General features: G+C 76.8%; 21 protein-coding genes and 4 pseudogenes. 11 read left to right on the top strand and 14 right to left on the bottom strand.

The annotated features are described in order from the left end of the window. The first annotated feature begins 17 nt into the window (after positions 1–17). Positions 18–218, top strand: coding sequence for a ferredoxin (locus tag ACZ4K2_RS01045; protein ID WP_467472834.1), 201 nt, complete (start codon positions 18–20; stop codon positions 216–218). A 72-nt stretch (positions 219–290) separates the two neighbouring features. Here ACZ4K2_RS01045 and ACZ4K2_RS01040 read toward each other — a convergent pair whose 3' ends face one another. Then, positions 291–1,136: an endo alpha-1,4 polygalactosaminidase gene (locus ACZ4K2_RS01040; RefSeq protein ID WP_467472760.1), complete on the bottom strand. Its 846-nt coding sequence runs from the start codon at positions 1,134–1,136 to the stop codon at positions 291–293. A 149-nt stretch (positions 1,137–1,285) separates the two neighbouring features. Here ACZ4K2_RS01040 and ACZ4K2_RS01035 point away from each other — a divergent pair, with 149 nt between their 5' ends. Then, complete coding sequence (locus tag ACZ4K2_RS01035) at positions 1,286–2,254, top strand: aldo/keto reductase (RefSeq protein WP_467472761.1); 969 nt, start codon at positions 1,286–1,288, stop codon at positions 2,252–2,254. 86 nt (positions 2,255–2,340) lie between these two features. Here ACZ4K2_RS01035 and ACZ4K2_RS01030 read toward each other — a convergent pair whose 3' ends face one another. The 4 genes from ACZ4K2_RS01030 to ACZ4K2_RS01015 all read right to left on the bottom strand — a co-directional run bounded on the left by ACZ4K2_RS01030 (position 2,341) and on the right by ACZ4K2_RS01015 (position 6,538). Further along, complete coding sequence (locus ACZ4K2_RS01030; RefSeq protein ID WP_467472763.1) at positions 2,341–2,859, bottom strand: universal stress protein; 519 nt, start codon at positions 2,857–2,859, stop codon at positions 2,341–2,343. A gap of 45 nt (positions 2,860–2,904) precedes the next feature. Beyond that, a complete protein-coding gene (locus ACZ4K2_RS01025) occupies positions 2,905–4,158 on the bottom strand; it encodes an SLC13 family permease (protein WP_467472836.1) in 1,254 nt (417 codons plus the stop codon). A gap of 112 nt (positions 4,159–4,270) precedes the next feature. Next, entirely contained in the window at positions 4,271–4,990 is a 720-nt protein-coding gene (locus ACZ4K2_RS01020) for a DUF4232 domain-containing protein (RefSeq protein WP_467472765.1), read from the bottom strand. 153 nt (positions 4,991–5,143) lie between these two features. Continuing rightward, entirely contained in the window at positions 5,144–6,538 is a 1,395-nt protein-coding gene (locus tag ACZ4K2_RS01015; RefSeq protein ID WP_467472766.1) for a serine/threonine-protein kinase, read from the bottom strand. A gap of 46 nt (positions 6,539–6,584) precedes the next feature. Here ACZ4K2_RS01015 and ACZ4K2_RS01010 point away from each other — a divergent pair, with 46 nt between their 5' ends. Then, positions 6,585–7,133: an RNA polymerase sigma factor gene (locus ACZ4K2_RS01010; protein ID WP_467472768.1), complete on the top strand. Its 549-nt coding sequence runs from the start codon at positions 6,585–6,587 to the stop codon at positions 7,131–7,133. Positions 7,134–7,167: 34 nt separating this feature from the next. Here ACZ4K2_RS01010 and ACZ4K2_RS01005 read toward each other — a convergent pair whose 3' ends face one another. The 3 genes from ACZ4K2_RS01005 to ACZ4K2_RS00995 all read right to left on the bottom strand — a co-directional run bounded on the left by ACZ4K2_RS01005 (position 7,168) and on the right by ACZ4K2_RS00995 (position 11,004). Next, positions 7,168–9,555, bottom strand: coding sequence for a SpoIIE family protein phosphatase (locus ACZ4K2_RS01005; RefSeq protein WP_467472770.1), 2,388 nt, complete (start codon positions 9,553–9,555; stop codon positions 7,168–7,170). A 178-nt stretch (positions 9,556–9,733) separates the two neighbouring features. Then, the gene (locus ACZ4K2_RS01000; protein ID WP_467472772.1) at positions 9,734–10,471 is read right to left on the bottom strand and encodes a 2OG-Fe(II) oxygenase; all 738 of its coding nucleotides are present in this window, start codon (positions 10,469–10,471) and stop codon (positions 9,734–9,736) included. Beyond that, the gene (locus ACZ4K2_RS00995) at positions 10,468–11,004 is read right to left on the bottom strand and encodes a methylated-DNA--[protein]-cysteine S-methyltransferase (RefSeq protein WP_467472773.1); all 537 of its coding nucleotides are present in this window, start codon (positions 11,002–11,004) and stop codon (positions 10,468–10,470) included. The genes ACZ4K2_RS01000 and ACZ4K2_RS00995 overlap by 4 nt, the downstream gene beginning before the upstream one ends. Positions 11,005–11,157: 153 nt before the next feature. Here ACZ4K2_RS00995 and ACZ4K2_RS00990 point away from each other — a divergent pair. The 3 genes and pseudogenes from ACZ4K2_RS00990 to ACZ4K2_RS00980 all read left to right on the top strand — a co-directional run. Then, a pseudogene (locus tag ACZ4K2_RS00990) lies at positions 11,158–11,388 on the top strand (hypothetical protein); the annotation flags it as partial. Positions 11,389–11,401: 13 nt separating this feature from the next. Further along, positions 11,402–11,775: pseudogene (locus tag ACZ4K2_RS00985) on the top strand (toxin Doc); the annotation flags it as partial. Between the two features lie 589 nt (positions 11,776–12,364). After that, positions 12,365–12,796: a subtilase-type protease inhibitor gene (locus ACZ4K2_RS00980; protein ID WP_467472775.1), complete on the top strand. Its 432-nt coding sequence runs from the start codon at positions 12,365–12,367 to the stop codon at positions 12,794–12,796. Positions 12,797–13,001: 205 nt separating this feature from the next. Here ACZ4K2_RS00980 and ACZ4K2_RS00975 read toward each other — a convergent pair whose 3' ends face one another. The 4 genes from ACZ4K2_RS00975 to ACZ4K2_RS00960 form a co-directional block, all read right to left on the bottom strand. Continuing rightward, entirely contained in the window at positions 13,002–13,166 is a 165-nt protein-coding gene (locus ACZ4K2_RS00975) for a CDGSH iron-sulfur domain-containing protein (protein ID WP_467472839.1), read from the bottom strand. Between the two features lie 115 nt (positions 13,167–13,281). After that, on the bottom strand, positions 13,282–13,914 hold the full coding sequence (locus ACZ4K2_RS00970) for a HemK2/MTQ2 family protein methyltransferase (protein WP_467472776.1): 633 nt from the start codon (positions 13,912–13,914) through the stop codon (positions 13,282–13,284). Between the two features lie 45 nt (positions 13,915–13,959). Beyond that, a complete protein-coding gene (locus ACZ4K2_RS00965; protein ID WP_467472778.1) occupies positions 13,960–15,021 on the bottom strand; it encodes an iron-containing redox enzyme family protein in 1,062 nt (353 codons plus the stop codon). A 215-nt stretch (positions 15,022–15,236) separates the two neighbouring features. After that, the gene (locus ACZ4K2_RS00960) at positions 15,237–15,404 is read right to left on the bottom strand and encodes a hypothetical protein (protein WP_467472781.1); all 168 of its coding nucleotides are present in this window, start codon (positions 15,402–15,404) and stop codon (positions 15,237–15,239) included. Positions 15,405–15,679: 275 nt separating this feature from the next. Here ACZ4K2_RS00960 and ACZ4K2_RS00955 point away from each other — a divergent pair, with 275 nt between their 5' ends. Genes ACZ4K2_RS00955 through ACZ4K2_RS00945 form a run of 3 tightly spaced genes read left to right on the top strand, consistent with a single transcriptional unit; the run spans position 15,680 to position 18,249 of the window. Beyond that, positions 15,680–16,531, top strand: a complete 852-nt coding sequence (locus tag ACZ4K2_RS00955) for an SDR family NAD(P)-dependent oxidoreductase (RefSeq protein WP_467472783.1) — start codon at positions 15,680–15,682, stop codon at positions 16,529–16,531. Between the two features lie 7 nt (positions 16,532–16,538). Beyond that, positions 16,539–17,462 carry a DMT family transporter gene (locus ACZ4K2_RS00950; protein WP_467472785.1) on the top strand — a complete coding sequence of 308 codons (924 nt, stop codon included), beginning with the start codon at positions 16,539–16,541 and terminating at the stop codon, positions 17,460–17,462. Positions 17,463–17,469: 7 nt separating this feature from the next. Next, positions 17,470–18,249, top strand: a complete 780-nt coding sequence (locus ACZ4K2_RS00945) for a polysaccharide deacetylase family protein (protein ID WP_467472786.1) — start codon at positions 17,470–17,472, stop codon at positions 18,247–18,249. Between the two features lie 304 nt (positions 18,250–18,553). Here the strand turns inward: ACZ4K2_RS00945 and ACZ4K2_RS00940 are convergent, their stop codons facing one another. Then, complete coding sequence (locus ACZ4K2_RS00940) at positions 18,554–19,663, bottom strand: MGDG synthase family glycosyltransferase (protein ID WP_467472788.1); 1,110 nt, start codon at positions 19,661–19,663, stop codon at positions 18,554–18,556. A 216-nt stretch (positions 19,664–19,879) separates the two neighbouring features. On the opposite strand from ACZ4K2_RS00940, the gene ACZ4K2_RS00935 reads away from it, so the two are divergent. After that, complete coding sequence (locus tag ACZ4K2_RS00935) at positions 19,880–20,716, top strand: ribonuclease BN (RefSeq protein ID WP_467472841.1); 837 nt, start codon at positions 19,880–19,882, stop codon at positions 20,714–20,716. A gap of 121 nt (positions 20,717–20,837) precedes the next feature. On the opposite strand, the pseudogene ACZ4K2_RS00930 reads toward ACZ4K2_RS00935, so the two are convergent. After that, positions 20,838–21,098 (bottom strand): annotated as a pseudogene (locus ACZ4K2_RS00930) (metal ABC transporter permease); the annotation flags it as partial. Between the two features lie 73 nt (positions 21,099–21,171). Here ACZ4K2_RS00930 and ACZ4K2_RS00925 point away from each other — a divergent pair. Then, a pseudogene (locus tag ACZ4K2_RS00925) lies at positions 21,172–21,458 on the top strand (SpoIIE family protein phosphatase); the annotation flags it as partial. Between the last annotated feature and the right edge of the window lie 1,100 nt (positions 21,459–22,558).

Raw genomic sequence — 22,558 nt, 5'->3', positions numbered from 1 at the left:
AGGCTCGGTCCATGCGTATCGACATCGACATCGACAAAGACGTCTGCATCGGCGCCGGACAGTGCGCGCTGGCCGCGCCCGGCGTCTTCACCCAGGACGACGACGGGTACAGCGAACTGCTCCCCGGTACCGAAGAGGGCGTGGACGACCCGATGGCGCGGGAGGCGGCCCGCGCCTGCCCGGTGAGCGCCATCACCGTCCGGGGCAGCGCCGGCTGACCGCGCGGCGGTACGGCGGCGACCGCCGCCGTACCGCCGGACGGGGGCGGCCGGACGGGTGAACCGGCGCGGCTACCGCGCCGCGCGGACGTAGGCCGCGCTGTCCGGCGTGGACACGTCCCGGTCCCGGCGGACGATGCTGAGCCGGCCGCCCCAGCGGGCGCGGGCCGCGCGCAGGCCCTGGTCGGTGTACTCGACGTCCACCACCCGGTCGTCGAACGCCTTCGCGTACACCTCGCACTCGTCGTACTGCCCGCACTCCTCCGCCACGGCGAAGTCCAGCCCGGCCTGCTCGCGCCGCCCGGCCAGTTCCGCGGTGTTCTTCTGCGCGACGGCCAGGTGCCGGGCGTGCGCGTGCCGGGACAGCAGACGCATGAACGCGGTCGCGTCGGCCGCGGTGAGCAGCCGGTGCGAGCGGGTGTAGCTGTCGTAGTTGTCGGGCTCGACCGCGTCGAAGCCCTTGTCGGCGCAGTCGTCGACCCACCGGTTCACCCGCTCCGCCACCCGCTGCCGCCTGGCGGGCGTGCCGATGTCCAGCAGCGGCTCGTTCCAGTCCTCGTCGATCACGGTCTCGCCGCGCGCGTCGCGCAGCAGCAGGTCGGCCGGCCAGGAGGATCGCTCGGCGGGCTGGGCCTGGAAGGCGTTGACGTAGCAGATGTTGTACAGGCCGGGGGCGGGGGAGTCCGACCGGTCGCGGCTGACGATCCGCACGCCCGCGGGCGGGGGGTAGGAGCCGCCGATCTGGTAGTCGAACCCGGCGGCCCGCGGCGGCAGCCGGAGGGCGGCGGGCGCCGGGGAGCCGGTCCCGTCCTGTGCTCGTTCGCCGGTGTCGCAGCCGGTCAGGGCCGTCGCCACGACGGCCACCGCCGCCAGGGCGCCCAGGGCCGTGCGCGGCCCCGCGGCGCGAAGAACACCCATGGGGGGCACGTCCGCTCCATCCTCCCCACGCCGGGCGGCGCGGCACGTCCCAGGATCAAATCGCCCGGACGCCGCCGTCGTCAAGTCGGGCCCGGGCCACGACGTAGGCTCGCCCGTGACCACCGCTGTCGAAGGCAGGAGCAGCAACGATGCAGTACGTGAAGCTCGGTTCGACGGGTCTGGACGTGTCGCGGATCTGTCTGGGCTGCATGACCTACGGGCTGCCGGACCGCGGCACGCACGAGTGGACCCTGGACGAGGAGGCGTCCCGCCCGCTGATCCGGCAGGCGCTGGAGGCGGGCGTCAACTTCTTCGACACCGCGAACGTCTACTCCGACGGCACCAGCGAGGAGATCGTCGGCAAGGCCCTGCGCGACTTCGCCGACCGTGACGAGATCGTGCTGGCCACCAAGGTGCACGGGCGGATGCGGCCGGGTCCCAACGGGGGCGGCCTGTCCCGCAAGGCCGTCATGACCGAGATCGACCACAGCCTGCGCCGCCTCGGCACCGACTACGTGGACCTCTACCAGATCCACCGCTACGACCACGGCACTCCCGTCGAGGAGACGATGGAGGCGCTGCACGACCTGGTCAGGGCGGGCAAGGTCCGCTACATCGGGGCGAGTTCGATGTACGCGTGGGAGTTCTCCAAGGCCCAGTACACCGCCGAGCGGCACGGCTGGACGAAGTTCGTGTCCATGCAGAACCACTACAACCTGCTCTACCGCGAGGAGGAGCGGGAGATGCTGCCCCTGTGCGCGGACCAGGGCGTCGGCGTGCTGCCGTGGAGCCCGCTCGCCCGCGGCCGGCTCACCCGCGACTGGGGCACGGTCACCGGACGCAGCGCCACCGACGACTTCGGCAGCCGGCTGTACCTGGAGAGCGACCGCGCGATCGTCGAGGCCGTCACCCGTATCGCCGCCGAACGCGGGGTGCCCCGCGCCCGGGTGGCCCTCGCCTGGCTGCTGCACCAGGACCCGGTGGCCGCCCCCGTCGTCGGCGCGGCCAAGCCGAACCACATCGAGGACGCGGTCGCCGCCGTCGAACTGGAGCTGACCGGCAAGGAGATCGAGGAGCTGGAGCGGCCGTACACGGCGCGCGCCGTCAGCGGCCACTGACCGGGGCGGGCCGTGCGGCCCCGGGCCGGGGGCGGGTCGGAAGCGGCCACGCCCGGCCCGGCCGAGGGGCCCCGGCGGGACCGGGCTCAGGGGTGGTGCGGTGGCGGGGGCGGGATCGTGCCCAGGTCCGGGGCCGGTTCGGGCCACACCAGCAGCACCGGGCAGGGCGCGTGGTCGACGGCGAACCGGGCGGCCGGGCCGAGACTGCGCGGGCCCAGCCGGGACCGGTCCCCGTCCCGGGCCAGCACCAGCAGCCCCGCCCCTTCGGCGGCGGCGACCACCTCGCGCTCGGCCCTCCCCGTCCGCTCCTCGCGGGCACACGGCCGGCCCAGCCGCTCGGCCGCCGCGGCGAGCAGCGCCGTCGCCGCCGTACCGCCGAGCCCCTCCAGCCGGTCGCCCGGATCGCGCCCCCAGCCCTCGGCCGGGCGCTGCCCCGGCGCGCGACCGCGGCCGAGCAGTCCGGCGAAGGCCCCGTGGGCCACCGCCGGCACGTCCGGCCCGCTCACATGGAGCAGCACCACCTCGGCGCCGTCCGGCGCGTGGGCCCGTACCGCGTCCACGCAGGCCGGCCAGGTGCCCTCCACCAGCCAGGTGACCACCCGCATCCCTCGGCCTCCCGTCCGCTCCCGCGGGCCCGGAGGCCCGCGGTCCTAGAGAACCCGCAACGACCCCCACAGTGCCACCACCGCGACCGCCAGCGAGGACGGCACGGCGAGCAGCCCCAGCCGGGTGAACTCGCCGAGGTCCACGTCGTGCTCGTGCTGGTGCACGATCCGCCGCCACAGCAGTGTGGCGAGCGAACCGGCGTACGTGAGGTTGGGGCCGATGTTCACCCCGAGCAGCACCGCGAGGACCGCGCCCGGCCCGGCGGGCGCCGCCAGCGGCAGCAGGACGAGCACCGCGGGCAGGTTGTTGATCAGGTTGGCCAGCAGGGCGGCCAGCGCGGCGAGGCCCAGCAGCGCGGGCAGCCCGGTGCCGCCCGGCACCACATGGCCGAGGAGGTCCGCGAGCCCGTTGTCCACCACGGCCCGCACCACGACGCCCAGCGCCAGGACGAACGCCAGGAAGGCCGGGGCCGCCGCCCGCACGACCGCCACCGGGGTCGTCCGCCGCCGCACCAGCGACCGCCCGGCCAGCATCAGCGCGCCCGCCGCCGCCACCCAGACCGGCTCGACCCCGAACGCCGACGCCACCACGAACCCGGCCAGCGTGCAGCCCACGGTCACCAGCGCGAACAGCGGCAGCGGCGGTGCGGCCCCCTCGTCCCGGTCCGCGGGGGCGGCGGCCGCCAGGTCCCGGGCGAAGAACCACCGGAACACCAGGTACTCGGTGCCGATCGCGGCCAGCCACGGCAGTGCCATCAGCGCCGCGAACCGGGTGAAGCCCAGCCCGCTCGCCGAGAACGCCAGCAGGTTCGTCAGGTTGGACACCGGCAGCAGCAGCGACGCCGTGTTCGACAGGTGCGTGCAGGCGTAGACGTGCGGCTTGGGCCGTACCCCGGTACGGGCGGCCGTGGCGAACACCACCGGGGTCAGCAGCACGATCGTCGCGTCCAGGCTGAGGACGGCGGTGATGGCAGACGCCAGCGCGAACACCGCCGTCAGCAGCCGTCCCGGACGGCCCCCCGCCCACCGGGCCGTCCACGCCCCGCACGCCCGGAACAGCCCCTCCACGTCGCAGAAGTGGGCGAGCACCAGCACCGCCGCCAGGAACCCGACCACCGGTCCGAGGCGTACGGCCTCGTCCCGGGCGTGGTCCAGCGGGATCGCCCCGGACACGACGGCGATCCCGGCCGCGGGCACCGCCATGACCGCCTCCGGCCACCCGAAGGGCCGGACGACGGCCCAGGCCAGCACGGCGGCCAGCAGAACGGCGGACAGGGCCTCGGCGAGCGGGGTGTTCAGGGCGGGTCCTTCCGGCGAACGAACGCAAGGTGCCCGCCCATGAAAACAGACGGCAGGGAACCGCCCGCGACGACCGGCTGCCCATCGCGCCCGGGAGGTCCGCCCGGCCGGTTCAGGGACCGGTGCCGGGGCCGAACACGGTCAGCCGGACGGACGAGGAGTTCCCGGCGACCGGCACCGGGCCGCCCGCCCAGGACACCCTCAGCGGGTCCCGCTCGTCCGGCGGCGTCACCAGCAGCGTGGCCGGGGTGGCCGGCGTGGCCCCGCTGACCCCCGGGTTGGAGAAGGTCAGCCCCGCCCAGGCGCTCTGCCCCGGCGCGAGCGTGACCGTCACCGGGGAACCCGGCTCGCGGCGCGGGTCGGCGCCGAGCCGGCCGCCGGAGCCGTTCAGGAAGGCCGCGCCCGGGTAGCCGCGCAGCGTGCAGGTGCGGCCGGACCTGTTGGTGAGGACCACCGGGAAGTTCTCCTGGCCGGCGCCCGGGTCGTTGCGCCCCACGGTCGCGCCCAGTTCGGAGGTGTGGCAGCGGGGACTCGCCGCGACCGTCGCGGCCGGGGGCGTGCCCCCGCGGGTGGGGGCCGCGGTCGAACGGGTCGCGGGCGGGGCGGACGCCGGCGCCGAGGGGGTGCCGGCCGGCACCGGTCGCGAGGCCGGGGCGGAGACGGCCGCGGACCCGCTCTTGCCGTCCTGCGCGGGCGCGGCCGTACCGGACGCCGTGACGGGCGGACCGCCCTGGGCGTCCGTGCCGCCGCCGCAGCCGGTCACGAGGCCCAGCACGGCGACCGTGCCCGCGAGCAGGGCCCCGTGCCGCGTGGACCGGGGGATGTACACCATGGCGCTCCACACTCCTGGTAGGTCACGGCACGCGTCCGGGACGCGTGCCTGCGGCGCGGGGTGCGCCGTCACCACCGTCCGATGCGCGCACCGCCGGAATAGTTCGGGACTCGTGGGATTCCCTTCCCCGGGCCCGGCCCCGGCAGGCTTCCTTCAGCCCACCCGGAGCGAACGGAGTACGCCGTCGGTGGCATCGCCGTCACTCCGCTGGCGTAGCTGCAGGTACACCTGCGGCCCGGGGCCGCCGTCCGCCGGCCGCAGCGCGGCCTCGGTGACCGAACCCCCGTCCGGGCAGTCGCGCCAGGACCGGACCCGGCCGCGCCAGTCGGCGCCGGTGAACGTGCGGGCGCCCGTGTAGCGGCAGTCCGCGTGGGTGATCCGGCCGATGCGGGCGGTGACGTCGCCGCGCGGGCTGAGGCCGGCGAACACCCCGTTCACGGCCGCCCCCAGGTCGGGCCAGCGGGACAGGTCGTCGGCCACCACCAGCCCCGGCTCGTGCCCCGCCGCCAGCCCGAGCGCGTGCGGGTCCCAGCCGGAGTCGCGCACCTCGCGGCCCCAGCCGGCCGGCACCACCACGCTCACCCGGCCGGTGCCGTCCGCGATCCGCATCCCGGCGTCCGCGGCGCCGTCGCCCCGGTGCGGCACCACGGTCACCGCGAGGGCCGCCGCGGTGGCGGTGACGGCGGCGGCCAGCGCCAGGGTCAGCGCGCCCAGCCGGCCGCGCACCCCGTCCAGCCGCCGTCCGGGCCCGGCCGGCGGCCCCGCGGCCAGCCGGTCCAGTTCGTGCGCGAAGGCCAGGGCGCCCGGCCAGCGCCGCTCCCGGTCCGGTTCCAGCGCGCGCAGCAGCGCCCGTTCCACGTCCTCGCCCAGCTCCGGGCGCAGCCGCCGGGGCGGCACCACCCGGCCCGGCGGACCCGGCACGGTCCCGGTCAGCAGCTCGTAGCCGACCGCGCCCAGGCTGTAGACGTCCGCCCGCTCGTCGATGCCCCCGCCGGGCTCGGCCTGCTCCGGCGGCCGGTACCCCGCCGACCCCGCGGCCAGGGTCAGCACCGATGCCTGCGCGAGGCTCTTGGCCAGGCCCAGGTCGGCCAGCAGCACGCGGCGGGAGCCGTCCGGCGCGGTGTGCAGCAGCACGTTGGTCGGCTTGATGTCGCGGTGCACGATGCCGGCCTCGTGCAGCGCGGCGGCGCCCCGCGCGGCCTCGGCCGTCAGCGCGAGCGCCTCCCGCACCGGCAGCGGGCCGTCCGCCGGCAGCTCGGCGAGCGTGCCGCCGGCGGCGTACTCCATCACGAAGTACGGTCTGCCGTCCGGGAGTTCACCGATGTCGTAGACCTGCACCACCCGGCTGGAGCCGGCCCGGCGCAGCAGCCGCGCCTCGGACAGGAAACGCTCCCTGACGTCCAGCCGGTGCGCCCAGTTCTCCGCGAGGACCTTCACCGCCACCGGAGCCTGGAGTTCGGGGTCGTGGGCGAGCCACACCGTGGCGAAGGCGCCGCTGCCCAGGTGCCGTTCGAGGCGGTGGCGGCCGATCCGCTCCGGGGGCTGCATACGACTATCATGCCTGGCCTCGGACCGACGCGGAGGGGGCCCGCCCGTGCAGGACCAGGCGCCGATCGAAGACCTCGCCCGGCGTGCCGCCGCCGGCGACAGCGCGGCCCTGGACCGGCTGCTGACCGAGATACGGCCCGAGGCCGTGCGCCGCTGCGCGCGCTTCCTGCCGTGCCGGGAGGACGCCGAGGAGGCCGCCCAGGACGTGCTGCTCCAGGTCGCCCGGCACATCACCGGTTTCGAGGGCCGCAGCCGCTTCGGCACCTGGCTGTACACGGTCGTCGCGAACTGCTGCCGGCAGAAGTACCGCGAGCTGAGGCGGCGGGCCGTCGAGCAGCCCGTCGCCATCGAGCCCGCGCACGCCGTCGACCCGCGCACCACCAGCGTGATCGCCGGCTCCCGGGTGGATCTGCTGGAGGCCCTGGAACGGCTGGAGCGGGAGCGTCCGCACCTGGTCGCGCCACTGGTGTACCGGGACATCTGCCAACTGGACTACGCCGAGGCCGCCGAGCGCGCCGGCATCCCGCTCGGCACGCTCAAGTCCCGTCTGCACGAGGCCCGCAGACGGATACGGCCCTGGCTGACGGCGTCCTGAGACCAGCCCGCGGCGCCGGTCCGCCCGCGGCCCCCTAACCGCCCGAGTCCTCGCCGTACACCGGCAGTTCGGCCCAGATCGTCTTGCCCTCGGGCGTGTGCCGGCTGCCCCAGCGCTGGGTGAGCTGGGCGACCAGCAGCAGGCCCCGGCCGCCCTCGTCGAAGACCTTGGCCCGGCGCAGGTGCGGGGCGGTGTGACTGGAGTCGGACACCTCGCAGATCAGCGTGGCCGTGTCGTGGATCAGCCGGAGCCGGATCGGGTGGGCGCCGTACCGGATCGCGTTGGTGACCAGTTCGCTGACCACCAGCTCGGCCGTGAACGACACCTCGCTCAGCGACCAGGCGGCCAGTTGCTCCGCGACCTGCTTGCGGATCGGCGCGACCAGTGCCGGGTCGGCGGGGACGTCCCAGGTCGCCACCTGGGAGGCGGGCAGGCCCTGGGTGCGGGCGACCAGCAGGGCCACGTCGTCGGCGGCCCCGCCGGTGGGCAGCAGGGCGTGCAGCACGCGGTCGCAGGTCGTGTCCAGCGACCCCGCGTGCTCGCCGAGCGCCCGGTACAACAGTTCGCGGCTGGTCTCCCCGTCCCGCTCCCGGGACAGCACCAGGCCGTCGGTGTACAGGGCGAGCACGGTGCCCTCGGGCAGGTCCACCTCGGCGGACTCGAACGGCAGGCCGCCCAGGCCCAGCGGGGGACCGGCGGGCAGGTCCAGCATGCGCGGCCGGCCGCCTGGGCGGACCAGCACGGGCGCCGGGTGCCCCGCGCGGGCCATCGTGCAGCGGCGGGAGACCGGGTCGTACACGGCGTACAGGCAGGTCGCGCCGACCTCGCCGGGACTGCCCTCGCCGCCGGACTCGTCCGACAGGCGCAGCACCAGATCGTCCAGGTGGGTCAGCAGTTCGTCCGGGGCCAGGTCGATGTCCGCCAGGGTGCGGACGGCGGTGCGCAGCCGGCCCATGGTGGCCGAGGCCTGGATGCCGTGCCCGACCACGTCCCCGACGACCATCGCGACCCGCATACCGGACAGCGGGATCACGTCGAACCAGTCCCCGCCGACCCCGGCGCGCGCGGCCGGCAGATAGCGGGAGGACGCCTCCAGCGCGGCCGTGCGCGGCAGCGAGCGGGGCAGCAGGCTGCGTTGCAGCGCGAGCGCCGTCTCCCGCTCCCGGGAGTAGCGGCGGGCGTTGTCGATGCAGACGGCGGCCCGGGCGGTGATCTCCTCGGCCAGCAGCACGTCGTCCGCGGTGAACGCGTCCTGGCGCCGGTGCCGGGTGAGCACCGCGACCCCGAGGGTCAGCCCGCGCGCCCGGATCGGGACCGACATCGAGGAGTGGACGCCGAAGTCCCGCACCCGGCCGCCGCGCCCGCCGTGCCAGGACAGCCACCGGTCCATGTCCCCGGTCGCCAGGGAGGTGGCGATGGTGCGGCCCGCGGTCACCGCGTCGGCCTGCGGGGAGAAGTCCGGGTACTCCTCGGCCTGCCCGGGGCCGACCACCGCCTCCGGCGCCCCGGCCAGCACCGACTGGTGGGCGGCCCGGCGCAGGCGCACCGGCGCGGTGACCCGGGCCGGGGGCTCACCGCCGTACTCCTGCGGGTCCAGCAGGTCGATGGTGACGAAGTCGGCGAGCACGGGCACGCACAGGTCCGCCAGCTCCTGCGCGGTGCGGGTCACGTCGAGCGTGGTCCCGATGCGCGCGCCGGCCTCGTTGACCAGGTGGAGCCGCTGCCGGGCCCGCTGGCTGTCGGTGACGTCGTGGGCGGCCATGCACACGCCCCGCACCCGGCCCGTCCCGTCCCGCACCGGTGCCATCCGGGCGAGCCAGGCGTGGGTCCGGTCCTCGGCGCCGGTGCGCAGCGTGGTCTGCACGTCCAGGGGCCGGCCGGAGGTCAGCACCCGGAGCAGTCCCTGCTCCAGCTCCTCGCTCTGCGCCCGGCCGCCGATCTCCGCGAGCCTGAGGCCCCGGAGCCGCTCCTCCGGCAGTCCGACCACGGCGGCCATCGCCTCGTTCATCCGGCGCAGCCGCAGCCGGTCGTCGTACACGGCGATCGCGCAGGGCGACTGGAGCAGCCCCGCCTCGGTCAGCGGGTCGCCGCCGGCGGACGGCTCCGGGCCGGCGAGCGGGGTGACGACGAGCCAGTGGCCGGGCCTGCCGTCGTGCGGCGGGCGGCGGTGGGCCAGCAGCCACACCGACAGGGTGCGGCCGTCCCGGTGGCGCAGCCCGACGGTGCCCTGCCAGCGCGAGCCCGCGGGCGGCGCCGGGGGACCGGTGCCGGCCAGCAGCGTGGCGGCGGGGCGGCCCAGGACCGCGTCGGCCGGATGGCCGAGCAGGCGGCGGGCGCCCTCGTTCCACTCCGTCAGCGTGCCGTCGTCGTCGATGACAGCCCGGGCCGTCGATGCGTCGTCGAACGGATAGACCCGGCTCATCGTCGCCGCTCCCCAGCACACACTCACAGTGAACGGGTGACACCACCCGCGCCCCAGCGTAGTGCCCCAGGCCCTTCCGTGAGCGCCGTCGCGCGGCACACGGCGCAGCGCGCGGACACGGGCCGGAGCACGGCCGGCGGTCCGTTCGCGCCCCGGTGAGCGGGGCACGCGCCCCCGCTCACACGGCGTCGTGGAAGACCAGGCCCAGCGTCCGCCGCCGCCCGGACCGCACCGTGCTCACCCCGTGCCGCACGGACCCGGCCGACCAGCCGCGGCGCGTGCGCACCGGGCGGTCCCGGGTGGTGAACACCAGGCCGTGCCCCTGCCGCAGGACGCTCGCCGAGCCCCGGGACTGGGCCCGCGGGCGCTGCTCGACCATGAGGAACTCGCCGCCGGTGTAGTCGGTGCCGTACGCGTCCAGCGCGATCACCACCTGGAGCGGGAAGACCAGCTCGCCGAACACGTCCCGGTGCAGGGCGTTCCAGTCGCCCGGCCCGTAGCTGAGCAGGATCTGCGCCGACCGGTCCTGGCCGGCCGCGTGGCAGCGCGCCAGCCACTCGTCCAGCGAGTCCGGCCAGGGGGCCGGGCGTCCCAGCCGGGCCGCACAGTCGCGGGCGACCGGCAGCAGGCGCGGGTAGAGCGCGGCCCGCAGCGCGGCGACGGGCGCGGGCAGGTCGTGGGTGAAGTAGCGGTACTCGCCGGCGCCGAACCGGTGCCGGGCCATGTCGACCGTGGTGCGGAACAGTCCGGGCTCGTCGTAGCGGGCGGCCAGCTCCGCGCACTCGCCGGGGGTCAGCAGCGCGCCGGTGGACGCGCTGCCGTGCGCGTCCAGTTCGGCCGCCAGCGCGGTCCAGTCGGTGCGGTCCGCCCGGCGGCGGACCTCGGCAGGGGCGGGTGCCGTGGTCCCGGCCCTCACCGCAGCGCGCCCTCGTGGGCGAGCAGCCACCGCTTCCGCTCCACCCCGCCCGCGTACCCGCGCGGCGAGCCGTCCGCGCCGATCACCCGGTGGCACGGGCGGACCAGCAGCAGCGGGTTGGCGCCGAGCGCCCGGCCCACCGGGCGGAGCGCGGAGCGGGGCAGGCCGAGCCGTGCGGCGAGCCGGCCGTACGTGGTCGTCGTGCCGTACGGGACGGCCTCCAGGGCCTGCCACACGGCCCGCTGGAAGGGGCTCCCGGCGGCCGAGAGGGGTGGTACGGACGGGGGGCGCCGGCCCGCGAAGTACGCGTCCAGCCAGCGGTGCGCGGCGGCGAAGGGCGCGTCCTGCCGGTCACCGGCGCCGAGCCCGGGCGCGCCGCGCTGCCCGGGCAGGGACAGCGAGGTCAGGACGAGGCCGCCGGACGGGGACAGGGCGCCGGTCAGCAGCAGCTCGCCCAGCGGGCTCGCGTGGACGGTGTGGACGTCGCGGTCGGTCCGGACGTCGTGGTCGGGGTGGGCGGTGTGCGTGGCCATGGGTCCTCCTCGGCTCGTTCCCCGCCGTCGAGTCTGCTGCCGCGCGGCCCGCGTCACCGGCGGGAATCGGACGCGGCCCTCCTTCCCGCGGGTACCGCCATGAACACGGCCCCACCTGGGGATGTTCACGCGTGAGCACCCGGGCGCCACCGTGTGCCGCAGGCCGGGCGTCAACGTGGAGTCGAGCGGGAACCAGCCGGCCTGCGCCGGATCGCCGAGGAGCGCGGCACGTCGAGGAAGGCGCTGGTGCGCGAGGCCGCCGCCGGCATCGCCCGGCACCGGGCCCTGGAGGAGGGCGCCGAGGTGTTCCGCCGCTTCTTCGCCGGCCACGCCGAGGAGTGCGCGGTGGCCTTTCCGGACGACGAACCCCTCGCTGAGGGCGAGGCCGCCTGGGCGCATGCCCGCCGCCCTCCCCGTCCACGTCCCGTGGCTGCTCCGGCGGTCCGGGGAAGCGCTGCCCGGACAGCCCGCGGCGGGCGACCTCTCCGCGCCGGCCGCCGCCGTCGCCCGGCACCGGGTGGACCCGCCCCGGCCGGGCGTGGCGTCCGGCGCCGCCTGGCGCGCCGCCGTGCTGCCGCACACCCTCGCCGTGCTCGGGCCGCTGCCCGCGGCCGACGCCCGCTTCGCCTGTGCGGCCGCCGTGGCCCACCTGTCCGCCGGCGGGGCCGGCATCGATCCGCCCCCGGCGCGCCCGCCGGCCTCGCCCGCGGCCTGGTCTCCGGGACGGCCGACGTGGACGACGCCGCCGACCGGCTGCGGGACCGGCGGATCCGACGCACCGGCCCCGGTCCCGGCGCGGCGCCGGTACCGTCTGCCCGGGGTACGCCCCGCCCCGGCCGGCGGGGGAAGCCGCCGGGGACGCCGGCCGGGGGGAGGTGCCCTGGGGGAGGGCCGGCCCACAGTGCACCACCGGTCCGCGCGCTCCGGCAGCGTGTGCGCACGGCCGGTGCGGGTGCCCGCCGCACACGGGGGTGCGGGCGGGACCCGCCGTGCGGAGCTCGCGGGGGGAGCCGCCCGCCCGGCCGGATGGCGGAGGCACCCGCTCCTCGTGATCAATTCATGAACACGGGGAGTCATGAAGGGATCTTCCATGAGCGGATCGTGAATGTTTCAGGACGATTAACAAAGCGCTGATTTTCGGCCATCCCGCCGCTCCAGGGGTGCGGCAACCGCTCTGTTGCGGGGGCGCCGTACGCGCGTTCCGTCACTTCGCGCCACTGATTCAACACGCAAGGTTACTCAAACGCATGGGTGCGAGGTGAGTTTCTGCCGCCGACTCGGCAGAGTGGCGATCGCCGCCGCCGCGCCCCGACCGGGCCCGGGCCGGCACCTCGTCCGTTCGAGCGGAAGGATGCACACAATGCGGAACACCGCGCGCTGGGCAGCGGCCCTCGGCCTCACGGCCGCCGCCGTCTGCGGACCCCTGACCGGGGCCGTCGCCGCACCGGGCGCCGCACCGGCGTCGCTCTACGCCCCCTCGGCCCTGGTCCTCACCACCGGCCACGGCGGTGACGCGGCCACGGCCGTCCCGGAGCGCGCCGTCACCCTGAGCTGCGCCCCCACGGTCTCCGGCACCCATCCGGCCGCACCCGAGGCCTGCGCCGAACTGCGCGGTCTGGACGGCGACCTCGACGCCCTCGAGGCCGCCGGCGACGTGGCGTGCACCAAGGTCCACGACCCCGTGGTCGTCACCGTCCAGGGCGTCTGGCAGGGCAAGCGCGTCTCCTACGAGCGCTCCTTCGGCAACGCGTGCGCGAGGGATGCCGCCGGCGGCAGCCTCTTCGCGTTCTAGACCGGGGTCGCACGGTCCCCGCGAACACCGGATCAGGTCCGTTACTGGGGAGTGCGGCCTCCTGGTTCGGGGACCTGCGACCCCGCACCGGGGCGGGCGGGCGGAGTGGGGCCGCCCGTCGTCCCGGGCACACAGCCGCTCCCCGGACAGGCCCGTGGGGGGCCTTCCGGGGAGCGGCGGAAAACAAGCGGTTTCGGTGCGGCCTTCAGCTCCTGCGCCGGTGGCTGGTGTCGCACCACGGAAAGCGGCGGCTGCGCCGGCAGGTACACAGAGCGACGCGGAACCGGTCCGAGGAGACCGTGGTCCCGTCCTCCAGTTCGACTTCCACGGGCCCCTCCACGAGGAGGGGCCCGTTCCGTTGCACGGTGATCCGGCGGGCCCGCCCGGCGGCGTCCGCCGCGGCGCCGCCGGGCTCGCCGGGCGCGGGTGCGGCCGGGCCGCCCGGCTCGGGCGCCGCGGAGTCCCGCGGCTCGCCCGGCACGGTGTCAGCAGGGTCGTTCGGCACGGATGACCACCAGCTCTTCCCTGTCGTCGGCCGGCGCGAGCAGACCGTGCCGGCGCAGCCAGTCCTGCCGGGAGCGCAGCACCGGGCCGAAGGCTATCCAGCGCCGCCGGACCACCGCCGCCTTCAGGCCCGCCGCCCGCAGCAGCTCCAGGGTGCGGTCGGTCCCGCTCAGCGCCGAGTGCACGATCAGCAGTTGCCCGCCGGGGCGGAGCAGCGGCGGCGCGTCCCGGCAGATCCGGTCCAGCAGCAGCCGCCCGTCGGTCCCCGCGTCCCAGGCCCGGGCCCGGCCGCGCGGCCTCCGCCCGGCGTCCGGCGCCGGCACGTAGGGCGGGTTCGTCAGGATGAGGTCGTACGTCGTCCCGTCCATGGCCGGGGTGAACAGGTTCCCGCGCCGGGCGCGGACGGGGAGCCGCGACCGCCACGCGTTCAGCCGGGCGGTCCACACCGCCCGCCGGGACACGTCCACGGCGGTGACCCGGGCGCCCCGCCGGGCCGCCTCCAGAGCCAGCGCACCGCTCCCGGTGCCGACGTCCAGCACGCGCGCCCCGGCCGGCCAGGTCTCCTCGCGGAGCACCTCCGCCAGCAGCTCGGTGTCGTCCTGAGGGGCGTACACGCCCGGTAGCAAGAAAGGGATCACGGCCCGCGAGTACCCCGGTATTCAGGATGTATGGGACATCTCCTGGGGCGCCGGAGACCGCGGAGGCGTGTCCCCGGCCGGCCGCGGCGGCGGTGCCAGGGGGGTCCGCAGGACCGAGCGCCCCGCCCGCCAGCCGGCCAGCAGCCGCCGGCCCAGCCGGTCCTCCAGGTACTCGGTCGCGTCGATCCCGAAGGCGATGTCCGGCGCCAGCTCCGGCTCCTCGTCGAGCAGTCCGCCGATCACCTCGTGCCGGACCACCTGTTCGTGCACCGCGTCCGCCTCGACGTGCTCGTCGTAGAAGAACTCCGCGGCCGGTCCCGCGCCGGTGCGGCGCATCGCCTCGGCCAGCCGGCGGGAACCGGGCGAGGAGGTGATCTCCACCTCGGCGAAGTGGCCCACCAGCGCGCCGCGCAGCTCCCGGTGCAGCCCGAACAGGGACATCAGGTTGACCACGGCCAGCATCTCGGCCGGGGCCGCGTCCAGGTGGCGGCCGTACGCGGTGTCCAGGCCGAGGTCGGTCATCAGGTCGGCGAACAGGCGCGCGTGCACCCGGTCGGCCCGGCCGCCGCCGAACTCGTCGAACTCCACCGCCGCCATACCGGCCTTCGCCCGGCCCCACAGCCGCGGCAGCACCCAGGCGTGCGGGTCGGCCTCCTTCAGGTGGTACAGCGAGCGCAGGGCCGCGTACTCCCGCACCTGCCACAGCTCGCCCTGCGCGCGCAGGAAGTGGCTGACGCCCGTGCCCTCGACGGGCTCGACCAGGAGGGCGGCGAGCGCGTCGTCCAGGCTGTCGTGGACCGGGGTGTCGGCGCGCAGCGCGCCGTGGAAGCGGTCCTCCAGCGCGGCGCGGACACGGAGCAGGTCCGGGTCCCACTCGGTCCGCGCGGGGACGCCGGCGAAACCGCGGTAGTGCAGCTCGTAGCAGAGGTAGAGGGCGAGCTGGAGGTCGTCGCCGTAGGGGTCGGCGGTGTCCGCGTCCGCCGGGCGGGGGAGGGCGCCCGTGCCGCGCAGGTACGCGGTGACCGCCGCGGAGAGCGGGCCGCGGGACGGGGGTAGCTGGGGTCCTCGCAGGTGGTCGTTCATGGGGCTCGGGTACCCGGCCGGTACGAAAGCAGTGGTCCCGGCCGTGCGGGGGGAGTCACACCGCCCCGGGGGGCCATCGGGCCGGAGCGCACCCGGTCGGGAGGCGTGCGGGTGCCGCAGCGGGGCCGGGCCGCCCGTGAGGGGTGCCCGGCCCGTACGGCGCGGATCGGTGCCGGGCCCCGCGGAGCGTTCCGCGGGCGGGCCGCCCGGGCGGCTCAGTCGCCCTTCGCCTGCTCCTGCGCCCCGGTGTTGGGGGTGATGGCGTCGCCGGCCTCGCCCGAGGCGGTACGGTCCTCGTCGTGCTTCTCGGCCTCCTCGGCCTCGTGGAACACTTCCTCCAGGGCCGTACGCGGCTGGTCCTCACGGTCCTTCCCACCCGGCATGACGTCTCCTTCCGCCGTCGTGATCATCTCCCCTGCGGGTTACCCGTCGGGGCGTTCCCAAGCGTGGCGGGCCCCTGCCGTTCCCGGTCGGTCCCTTGCCGGCCCTCGCCGCCCGCGGGCCCCCGGCCGGGCCCCCTCGGCCGCGGTCGGGACGGGGTGTGGTGCCGGGGGTCCGCCGTGCGGGGTGTTTCAGTGTGTGGCGCCCTGGATACACCGCGAGGGTTCGGTCCCGGACTTCGCGAGCCCGTGCACGCCGCCGCAGTGAGGTCGCCACCATGTCCCATGCCCCGTTCCGCGCAGGACCGTCGAACGGCGTCCGGCAGGCCCCGGCCCCGGCCCGGGAGCGCCGTGCCGACCTCCGTACCGGCCCCGGCCAGGGCCGCGGCGGCGCCGCCCTGGTGACGGGAGCCTCCTCCGGCATCGGTGCGGCCGTGGCCCGCCGGCTCGCCGCCGAGGGAGGCTGGCGACTGGCCCTGAACGGACGCGACGTCACCCGACTGGAGCAGGTGGCCGCGGAGTCCGGCGCGGTCGCGCTGCCGGCGGACCTGACCCGGCCGGGCGCCGACCGCAGGCTCACCGGCCTCGCCCTGGACCACCTCGGCCGGCTGGACCTGCTCGTGGCGGGCGCGGGCGTGGGCTGGGCCGGGGACTTCACCGGCATGCCCGCCGCCCGCATCGACGAGATCGTCGGCGTCGACCTGCTGGCCACCGTGCGCCTGGTGCACGCCGTGCTGCCCCACATGGTGGCGGCCGGCTCGGGACGTGTCGTGCTCATCGGGTCCCTGGCCGGCAGCGTGGGCGTGCGCGGCGAGGCCGTCTACTCCGCCGCGAAGGCCGCCCTGGCCACCTTCGCCGACTCCCTGCGCTACGAACTGAGCGGTAGCGGGGTGGGCGTCAGCCTCGTCGTCCCCGGCGTGGTCGACACCCCCTTCTTCGACCGGCGGGGCATCCCCTACACGCGGTCCTGGCCGCGGCCCGTGCCCGCCGAGCGCGTCGCGGACGCGGTCCACGCCGCCGTACTGCACGGCAGGGACGAGGTGTACGTCCCCGGGTGGCTGCGCCTGCCCGCCCTGGTGCGCGGCGCCGCGCCCGGACTCTACCGGCGGCTCGCCGCCCGCTTCGGGTGAGCCGGTCATGACCGCCGTCACGGTCCTGCTCGCCCTGCTCGCGGCCCTGTCCAACGCGTCCGCCTCGGTGCTGCAGCGCCGGGCGGCGGTGGAGGAGCCGGACCGGGGCGACGGAGCGGGATCGGTCGTGCGCCGGTTCACCGGTCTGCTGCGGCGGCCGTCCTGGCTGACCGGCGCCGGGCTGCTGGCCCTGTCCAGCGTCCTCCAGGCGGGCGCGCTGGCCACCGGCAGCCTGTCCCTGGTCCAGCCGCTGCTCGCCGCCGAGCTGCTGTTCACCCTGGCCGTGGGCAGCGTCGTGTTCCGGCGCCGCCCCGACCCCCGGACCTGGCTCGCGTTCGCCGCCCTCGCCTGCGGGCTGTCGCTGTTCCTGCTGGCGGCGGCGCCGACCGCCGGCCGCACCACCGCGCGGCCGGGTGCCTGGCTGCTGGGCGGCTGCGGCGCGCTCGGGCTGGTCGTCCTGCTCGTGCTGGCCGCGCGTCCGGTGCGGGGGGCCTCCCGGGCCGCGCTGCTCGGTCTCGCCTCGGCGGTCGCCTTCGCCACCACCGCGGCGCTGCTCAAGGAGGCGGTGGGGCGGTTCCAGGAGAGCCCCGCGGCGATGTTCACGCACTGGTCCCTGTACGCCACGGGGGGCGCAGGACTCGTCGCCTTCCTGCTGCTCCAGGGCGCGCTCGCCGCCGGATCGCTGACCGCCTCGCAACCCGCGCTCACCCTCGGCGACGCGCTCACCAGCGTCGTCCTCGGCTGGGTGCTGTTCGACGAGGAGATCCACTTGGGCCTGAGCCTGCTGCCGGAGGCGGTGGGCGTCGCCCTGATCGGGGCGGGCAGCATCGGCCTGGCCCAGGCGTCGTCGGCCGGCGGCGCCTGGGACGCCACGGACCCGGCGGACTCCCCCCGCTCAGGCACCGCCGGCCCGCGCTCACAGAGGAGGTAGACCACCGATGTCCCCCGTGTCCGGCCGTTCCTGGCGGACGGCCGCCGTCCTGCTGTCGGCGGGTGCCGCCGCGGCCCACATCGGCCCGGCGGCCACCTGGCTCCCGGGCCCCCGGCCCCTGCTCTTCCCCCGGATCGCCGGCACCGGGCACCGCCGGCACGTCGCGCTCACCTTCGACGACGGCCCGGACCCGGTGTCGACCCCGCGCTTCCTGGACGCGCTGGACGCTCTCGGGGTGCGGGCCACCTTCTTCGTCGTCGGCGAGCACGTGGCGCGCCACCCGGCCGTGGTCCGCGAGACCGTGCGCCGCGGGCACGAGCTGGGAGTGCACGGCTGGCGCCACGAGCGGCCCTGGCTCCCCGCGTTCGCCCGTGACGCCGAGGAGGTCGCCCGGACCGTCCGCGCCGTGCACGACCTCACCGGCCGGCGGCCCCGGTGGTACCGACCGCCGTATGGCATCCTCACCACGAGCCGCCTGCGGGCCGCCCGGCGGGCCGGGCTGCGGACGGTGCTCTGGTCGGCCTGGGGCCGGGACTGGGCGGCCGACGCCACGCCCGCGTCCGTACGGGCACGGGTCGCCGCGGACCTGCGCGGCGGCGGCACGGTCCTGCTGCACGACTCCGACCGGTACGCGGCCCCCGGCTGCTGGCACGCGGCGCTGGGCGCCCTGCCGGCCCTGGTCCGCGACTGCCGCGAGGCGGGCCTCACGGTGGGCCCGCTGGCCGAACACGACCGCCCCCCGGCCCCCACCCGAACGGCGCAGCCGGAGCGAACACTCACGGAATGACCCGGAGCCGAGGCGCCCGCCCCCGGTCCGTGTGGCGGGGTCGGTGTCCGGTTCCGGTGCGGGCGGGGGAGTCGGGGCGGGCGCTCGCGGGATGCCCCGGGGCCCGGTCGGCGGTCGTCCCGCATCGGGTGCCGGGAGGTGGGTGCGGGGGTGTGCCCGGTCCGTGTCGCGTGGCCGGTGTCCGGTTCCGGCGTGTGCGGGGAGCCGGGGCCCGCCCCGCGGCCGGCTGCGCCCGGTGCCGGGAGGCGGGCGCGGGGGCTGCCCGGTCCGTGCCGTCTGGTCGGCGGGGGACCGTGCGGGTGGGTCACCAGGTGGTCGCGCACTCCAGCGCGTCCCGGCGGAACAGCGCCCGGCCCCGGGCCACCCGGTCCGCGCGCTCCCGGCCGCCCTCCCGGAGCGCGTCCAGCGCCGTCAGCAGCGCGCGGCTGTCCGGGGCCAGCTCGGACAGGCCGAGGCCGGCCATCCGCCGTACGCCGTCCGCGCCGTGGCCGGGCAGCGGACGGTGGCCGACCACGGGCAGACCCGCGGCGAGCGCCTGGACGGCCGTCTGCCCGGCGGCGTTGTCGACCAGCGCGTAGCACGCGGCCAGCAGCCCGGGCATGTCGTCGACCCAGCCCAGGGCGAGGGCCGCGGGCTCCCGCGCCATCCGCGTGCGCAGCCGCTCGTTGCGGCCGCACAGCACCACCGGCAGCCAGCCGCCCGCCGCCAGCAGCCGCGCGGTCGCGGCCGGCCGGGACGCCGCGCCCCAGGCGCCCGCGGACAGCAGCACCGGGGGACGGCCCGCGGCCACCGCGGCGAACCGCTCCCGCCACCGGTCCGCGCCGGGGGCCGGCGCGCGGAAGGCGGGCGCCACCACCGGCCCGGTCGTGACCACGGGCCCCGCGACGGCCCGGCGGACCTGGGCCGCCGCCGCGTCGGTGAGGCACAGGTACCGGTCGTTGCCCGGGTGCAGCCACTGCCGGTGCACCGCGAAGTCGAGCAGGAACACCGAGCTCGGCACCCGCAGGCGGCCCCGGGCCCGCAGGTGCCCGGTGAGCTGTGCCGCCAGGTGGAAGACGGGCACCACCACGTCGGCGTCCAGCCGGTCCACCAGCTCCGTCAGCCGCTCCCCGGCGAGCCGGGCCAGCGGCACCCCGCTCGGCCGCGGACCGCGCCCCTCGCGCAGCAGCGCGCCGTAGACCCCGGCGTACGCCCAGGGCAGGTGCCGGACGGACGCCTGGTAGCCGCGGCGCAGCCCCGTGCCCAGGCCGTACGGCAGCAGCCGCAGGACGTCGGTCACATGGGCCTCGTGCCCCTGGGCCGCCGCCCGGCGCGCGAGTTCGGCGGCCACGGTGTCGTGACCGGCTCCCATGCTCGCGCTCACGATCAGGGTTCGGCGCCGGCGGCCCGGGACCGCGTGGTCGGTGGTGTGCACGGCCTCCGATTCTCCGCCGGTGCGGCGTCCGGACGGCGGATTGGCCACCGGCCGTGTCGCCCGGCCGGGCGATCACCCGTGCGTGGCACGGCCGCGTGCCGGTGCCCGCGCTCCGGCTGCGAGCCCCCCGGCGCGTGCCACGCTGGACGGGTCGGGAAGAGCCGAGTCGGTACGGGACGGTGTGTGGCGGCGAGCAGCGGAGGACCCGTGGAGCGGTTGCGGCACGGCCTGCACCGCGCGTGGGTGTGGCTGCGCGTTCGGGCCCTGTTCACGCACGGTCGGGAGCTGGAGCTGATGCACCGGGCCATGGGGTTCGCCACCCTGGCCCTGGTGACGCTGGCGCCGCTGCTGATCGTGGTGGCCGCGGCCGACCCCCTGGCGCGCGGCGGCTTCGCCTCCTGGCTCACCGACGGCATGGGGCTGTCCGGCCGCTCCGCGCGCGTCCTCACGGACATCATCAGCGCGCCGCGCAAGGTCATCGGCACCACCAGCGTCTTCAGCGCCGTGCTGCTGGCCGTCTTCGGCGTGGCCTTCGGCGGCAGCGTGCAGAACGCCTACGAGCGCATCTGGGGCCTGGCGGCCGGGCCCTGGCACCGGGTGTGGCGGCAGGCGACCTGGCTGGTGGTGCTGACGGCCTACCTGTACCAGGAGGCGGCGACGAAGACCACGCTGCACGGCGGCCAGCGGATCACGCTGTCCGCCGTCAGCGGTGTGCTCTTCTTCTGGTGGGGCCAGCGCTTCCTGCTCGGCGGCCAGGTCCGCTGGCGCGCGCTGCTGCCCGGCGCCCTGGCCACCGTCATCGGCCTGGTCGGCCTGCGGGCCTTCTCCTACCTGGTCTTCACCCCGCTCATCGTCACCAACGCCCTGAGCTACGGCGCCGTCGGCACCGTGCTCGTCGTCGAGTCCTGGCTCATCGGCGTCGGGTTCGTCATCTACGGCGGAGCCCTCTTCGGCCGCTGGTTCACCGAGCACCACTGGATGCCGTCCCACCACGACGACGAGCCGGACGGAGGCGGCACCGAACCGGGCCGGGGCCCGGGCACCGCGCGCTGACCCCCGGTCTCGACACCGCGCTCGACCGGATCACCGGGGCCGTCACCGCCGCCCTCGGCATCCGGCTCGCTCTCGGCGACCGAGCACCCCCGACCAAGCCCCCCGGTCGAGGGGACGCGCTCTAGGCGAGCTGGCGGCGCACCAGTTCGTGCAGGCGGCCCCGGGTGTCGGCGAGGAGGTCGGCCGGGGGGCCCTGCTGGACGATCCTGCCGTCCTCCATCACGATCACCCGGTCGGCGTCCAGGACCGTCGACAGCCGGTGGGCGATGACGATCCGGGTGGCGTTCAGCTTGCGGGTGCTGTCCATGACGGTGCGCTGGGTGTCGTTGTCCAGGGCGCTGGTGGCCTCGTCGAAGAAGAGGATGCGCGGGCGGCGGACCAGCCGTCGTACAGGACACCGCCGGAGACCGGCGGGTCGAAGCCGATGAGCAGGCGCAGCAGCGGGGACTTGCCGCCCGGCCCGCGGGCGGGCGGTGGGGGCGCGGGCGGGCCATCCGCCGCCGCTGCCGCGCCACCCGGACGGCCGGGCGCGGGGGCGGGACCCGGCCGGGGGCCCGCTCCTCGGGATCGACGCCTCGGCCGTCCGCCCGACGACCGAGGTGACCCATGCCCCGGCTCGGTGCTCGTCCTGTACGCCGACGGCCTGGTGGAATCGCCCGGCGTCGACATCGAGGACGCGCCGGCCGGCCTCGGCGACCTGCCGCTGGAGCGGCTGGCGGACGAGGTGGTCCTACACGGCGCGACGCGTGGCTCGGTTCCCGTCGGCCCGCCGTGGAATTCCGGCCGTGCGCCCGGCCCCGGGCGGGGGCGCGGCCCGCGTCCGGGGCCGCGGGCCGTGTCCACTTGGCCGGGCGCCCTGCGTGGGCTTGGTCGGCCCGCCCGTGCCGGGTCGACTCGCCTGCTCCTCCGGCCGCGACCGGTCCCGGACGGTCGTCCGGCCCGGTGCGGGCGGCGGCCGGTTTCGTGGGCCCGCGCGGCAGGTGCCGGGAGCGCTCTCCGCCGGGCGGTGCCGCGCAGGTCGGCCGGGGCGCCGGGCCGGCGGCGGGGCCCGGGTGGTGCGCGGCCGCACCTCGTGCGCCCCCTCGCGTCAGGATGGCCGAAACCGTTCGCACGGTGGGGAGCCGGCGGTCTCCGGGCCCCGGAGTGGCCGAAAGACCGGGGGAGGGGCGGGCGGTGCGGCCGGGCGTGTCGGCGGCCGGTCCGGAAGCACCCCGGGCGTGTCGCACGAACGCCGCGGGCCCCGCATCCGGACGCATCCGCAGCCCGGGAATCGTCCCAGATCAGGGGTGCCGCGGGGAGCTCGCCGAAGGGTGTGGTGAGGCTCCGGACCGGGGCCGCGGGGGACCGGCGTGGCACCGGACGGCCGCCCGGGGGCTGTTTCTTCCGGGTGTTTTTCCCGGCCGCTCGGTTTGTGGTCGAGGGTTCGGGGCACACGCGGTGGCGACCGTTCAGCCGCTGCCTCATCTGCCCGCGGGGCCTGGCGGATTGGCCGGATGGTGACGCAAAAGCACCGGGTGAGTACTCTCCGTTAAGCTTCTGGGGGTTGCTTGCGGGTGACTCACCGTGAAGACTGTGGCCGAGTTCCATCGAAACGAAGGTGTGGCGAGGTACGCATCATGCCAATCATGGGGTGGTACGGCCTGAGACTGCGTATTTTCGCACCGCGTTTCGGTCGGTCGGGTCCGTGGACCCCGCCGTCCGTTCACGAGCCGGGAGGGTCCCGCGCGTTCGCCGCGCGGGAGGTATCGCCGAGGGGGAGGGGTTATGTCGGGTAGGCGCGCCACACGACCGGGCTCGCCGCGGGGCCGGGGTCGGCCGCGCGGCCGAGGCGTCCCGCACCGC

The organism is Streptomyces sp. NPDC025833, assembly GCF_055558055.1.
This window is presented reverse-complemented; position numbering and strand designations above follow the sequence as displayed.

Excerpts from the sequence above, each read along its gene's own strand:
- ACZ4K2_RS00945 (WP_467472786.1), top strand. The coding sequence starts at position 17,470 with ATGTCCCCCGTGTCCGGCCGTTCCTGGCGGACGGCCGCCGTCCTGCTG.
- ACZ4K2_RS01005 (WP_467472770.1), bottom strand. The coding sequence starts at position 9,555 with ATGAGCCGGGTCTATCCGTTCGACGACGCATCGACGGCCCGGGCTGTC.
- ACZ4K2_RS01020 (WP_467472765.1), bottom strand. The coding sequence starts at position 4,990 with ATGGTGTACATCCCCCGGTCCACGCGGCACGGGGCCCTGCTCGCGGGC.
- ACZ4K2_RS01015 (WP_467472766.1), bottom strand. The coding sequence starts at position 6,538 with ATGCAGCCCCCGGAGCGGATCGGCCGCCACCGCCTCGAACGGCACCTG.
- ACZ4K2_RS00950 (WP_467472785.1), top strand. The coding sequence starts at position 16,539 with ATGACCGCCGTCACGGTCCTGCTCGCCCTGCTCGCGGCCCTGTCCAAC.
- ACZ4K2_RS00965 (WP_467472778.1), bottom strand. The coding sequence starts at position 15,021 with ATGAACGACCACCTGCGAGGACCCCAGCTACCCCCGTCCCGCGGCCCG.
- ACZ4K2_RS01040 (WP_467472760.1), bottom strand. The coding sequence starts at position 1,136 with ATGGGTGTTCTTCGCGCCGCGGGGCCGCGCACGGCCCTGGGCGCCCTG.
- ACZ4K2_RS00995 (WP_467472773.1), bottom strand. The coding sequence starts at position 11,004 with ATGGCCACGCACACCGCCCACCCCGACCACGACGTCCGGACCGACCGC.
- ACZ4K2_RS01030 (WP_467472763.1), bottom strand. The coding sequence starts at position 2,859 with ATGCGGGTGGTCACCTGGCTGGTGGAGGGCACCTGGCCGGCCTGCGTG.
- ACZ4K2_RS00980 (WP_467472775.1), top strand. The coding sequence starts at position 12,365 with ATGCGGAACACCGCGCGCTGGGCAGCGGCCCTCGGCCTCACGGCCGCC.
- ACZ4K2_RS00960 (WP_467472781.1), bottom strand. The coding sequence starts at position 15,404 with ATGCCGGGTGGGAAGGACCGTGAGGACCAGCCGCGTACGGCCCTGGAG.
- ACZ4K2_RS01035 (WP_467472761.1), top strand. The coding sequence starts at position 1,286 with ATGCAGTACGTGAAGCTCGGTTCGACGGGTCTGGACGTGTCGCGGATC.
- ACZ4K2_RS00955 (WP_467472783.1), top strand. The coding sequence starts at position 15,680 with ATGTCCCATGCCCCGTTCCGCGCAGGACCGTCGAACGGCGTCCGGCAG.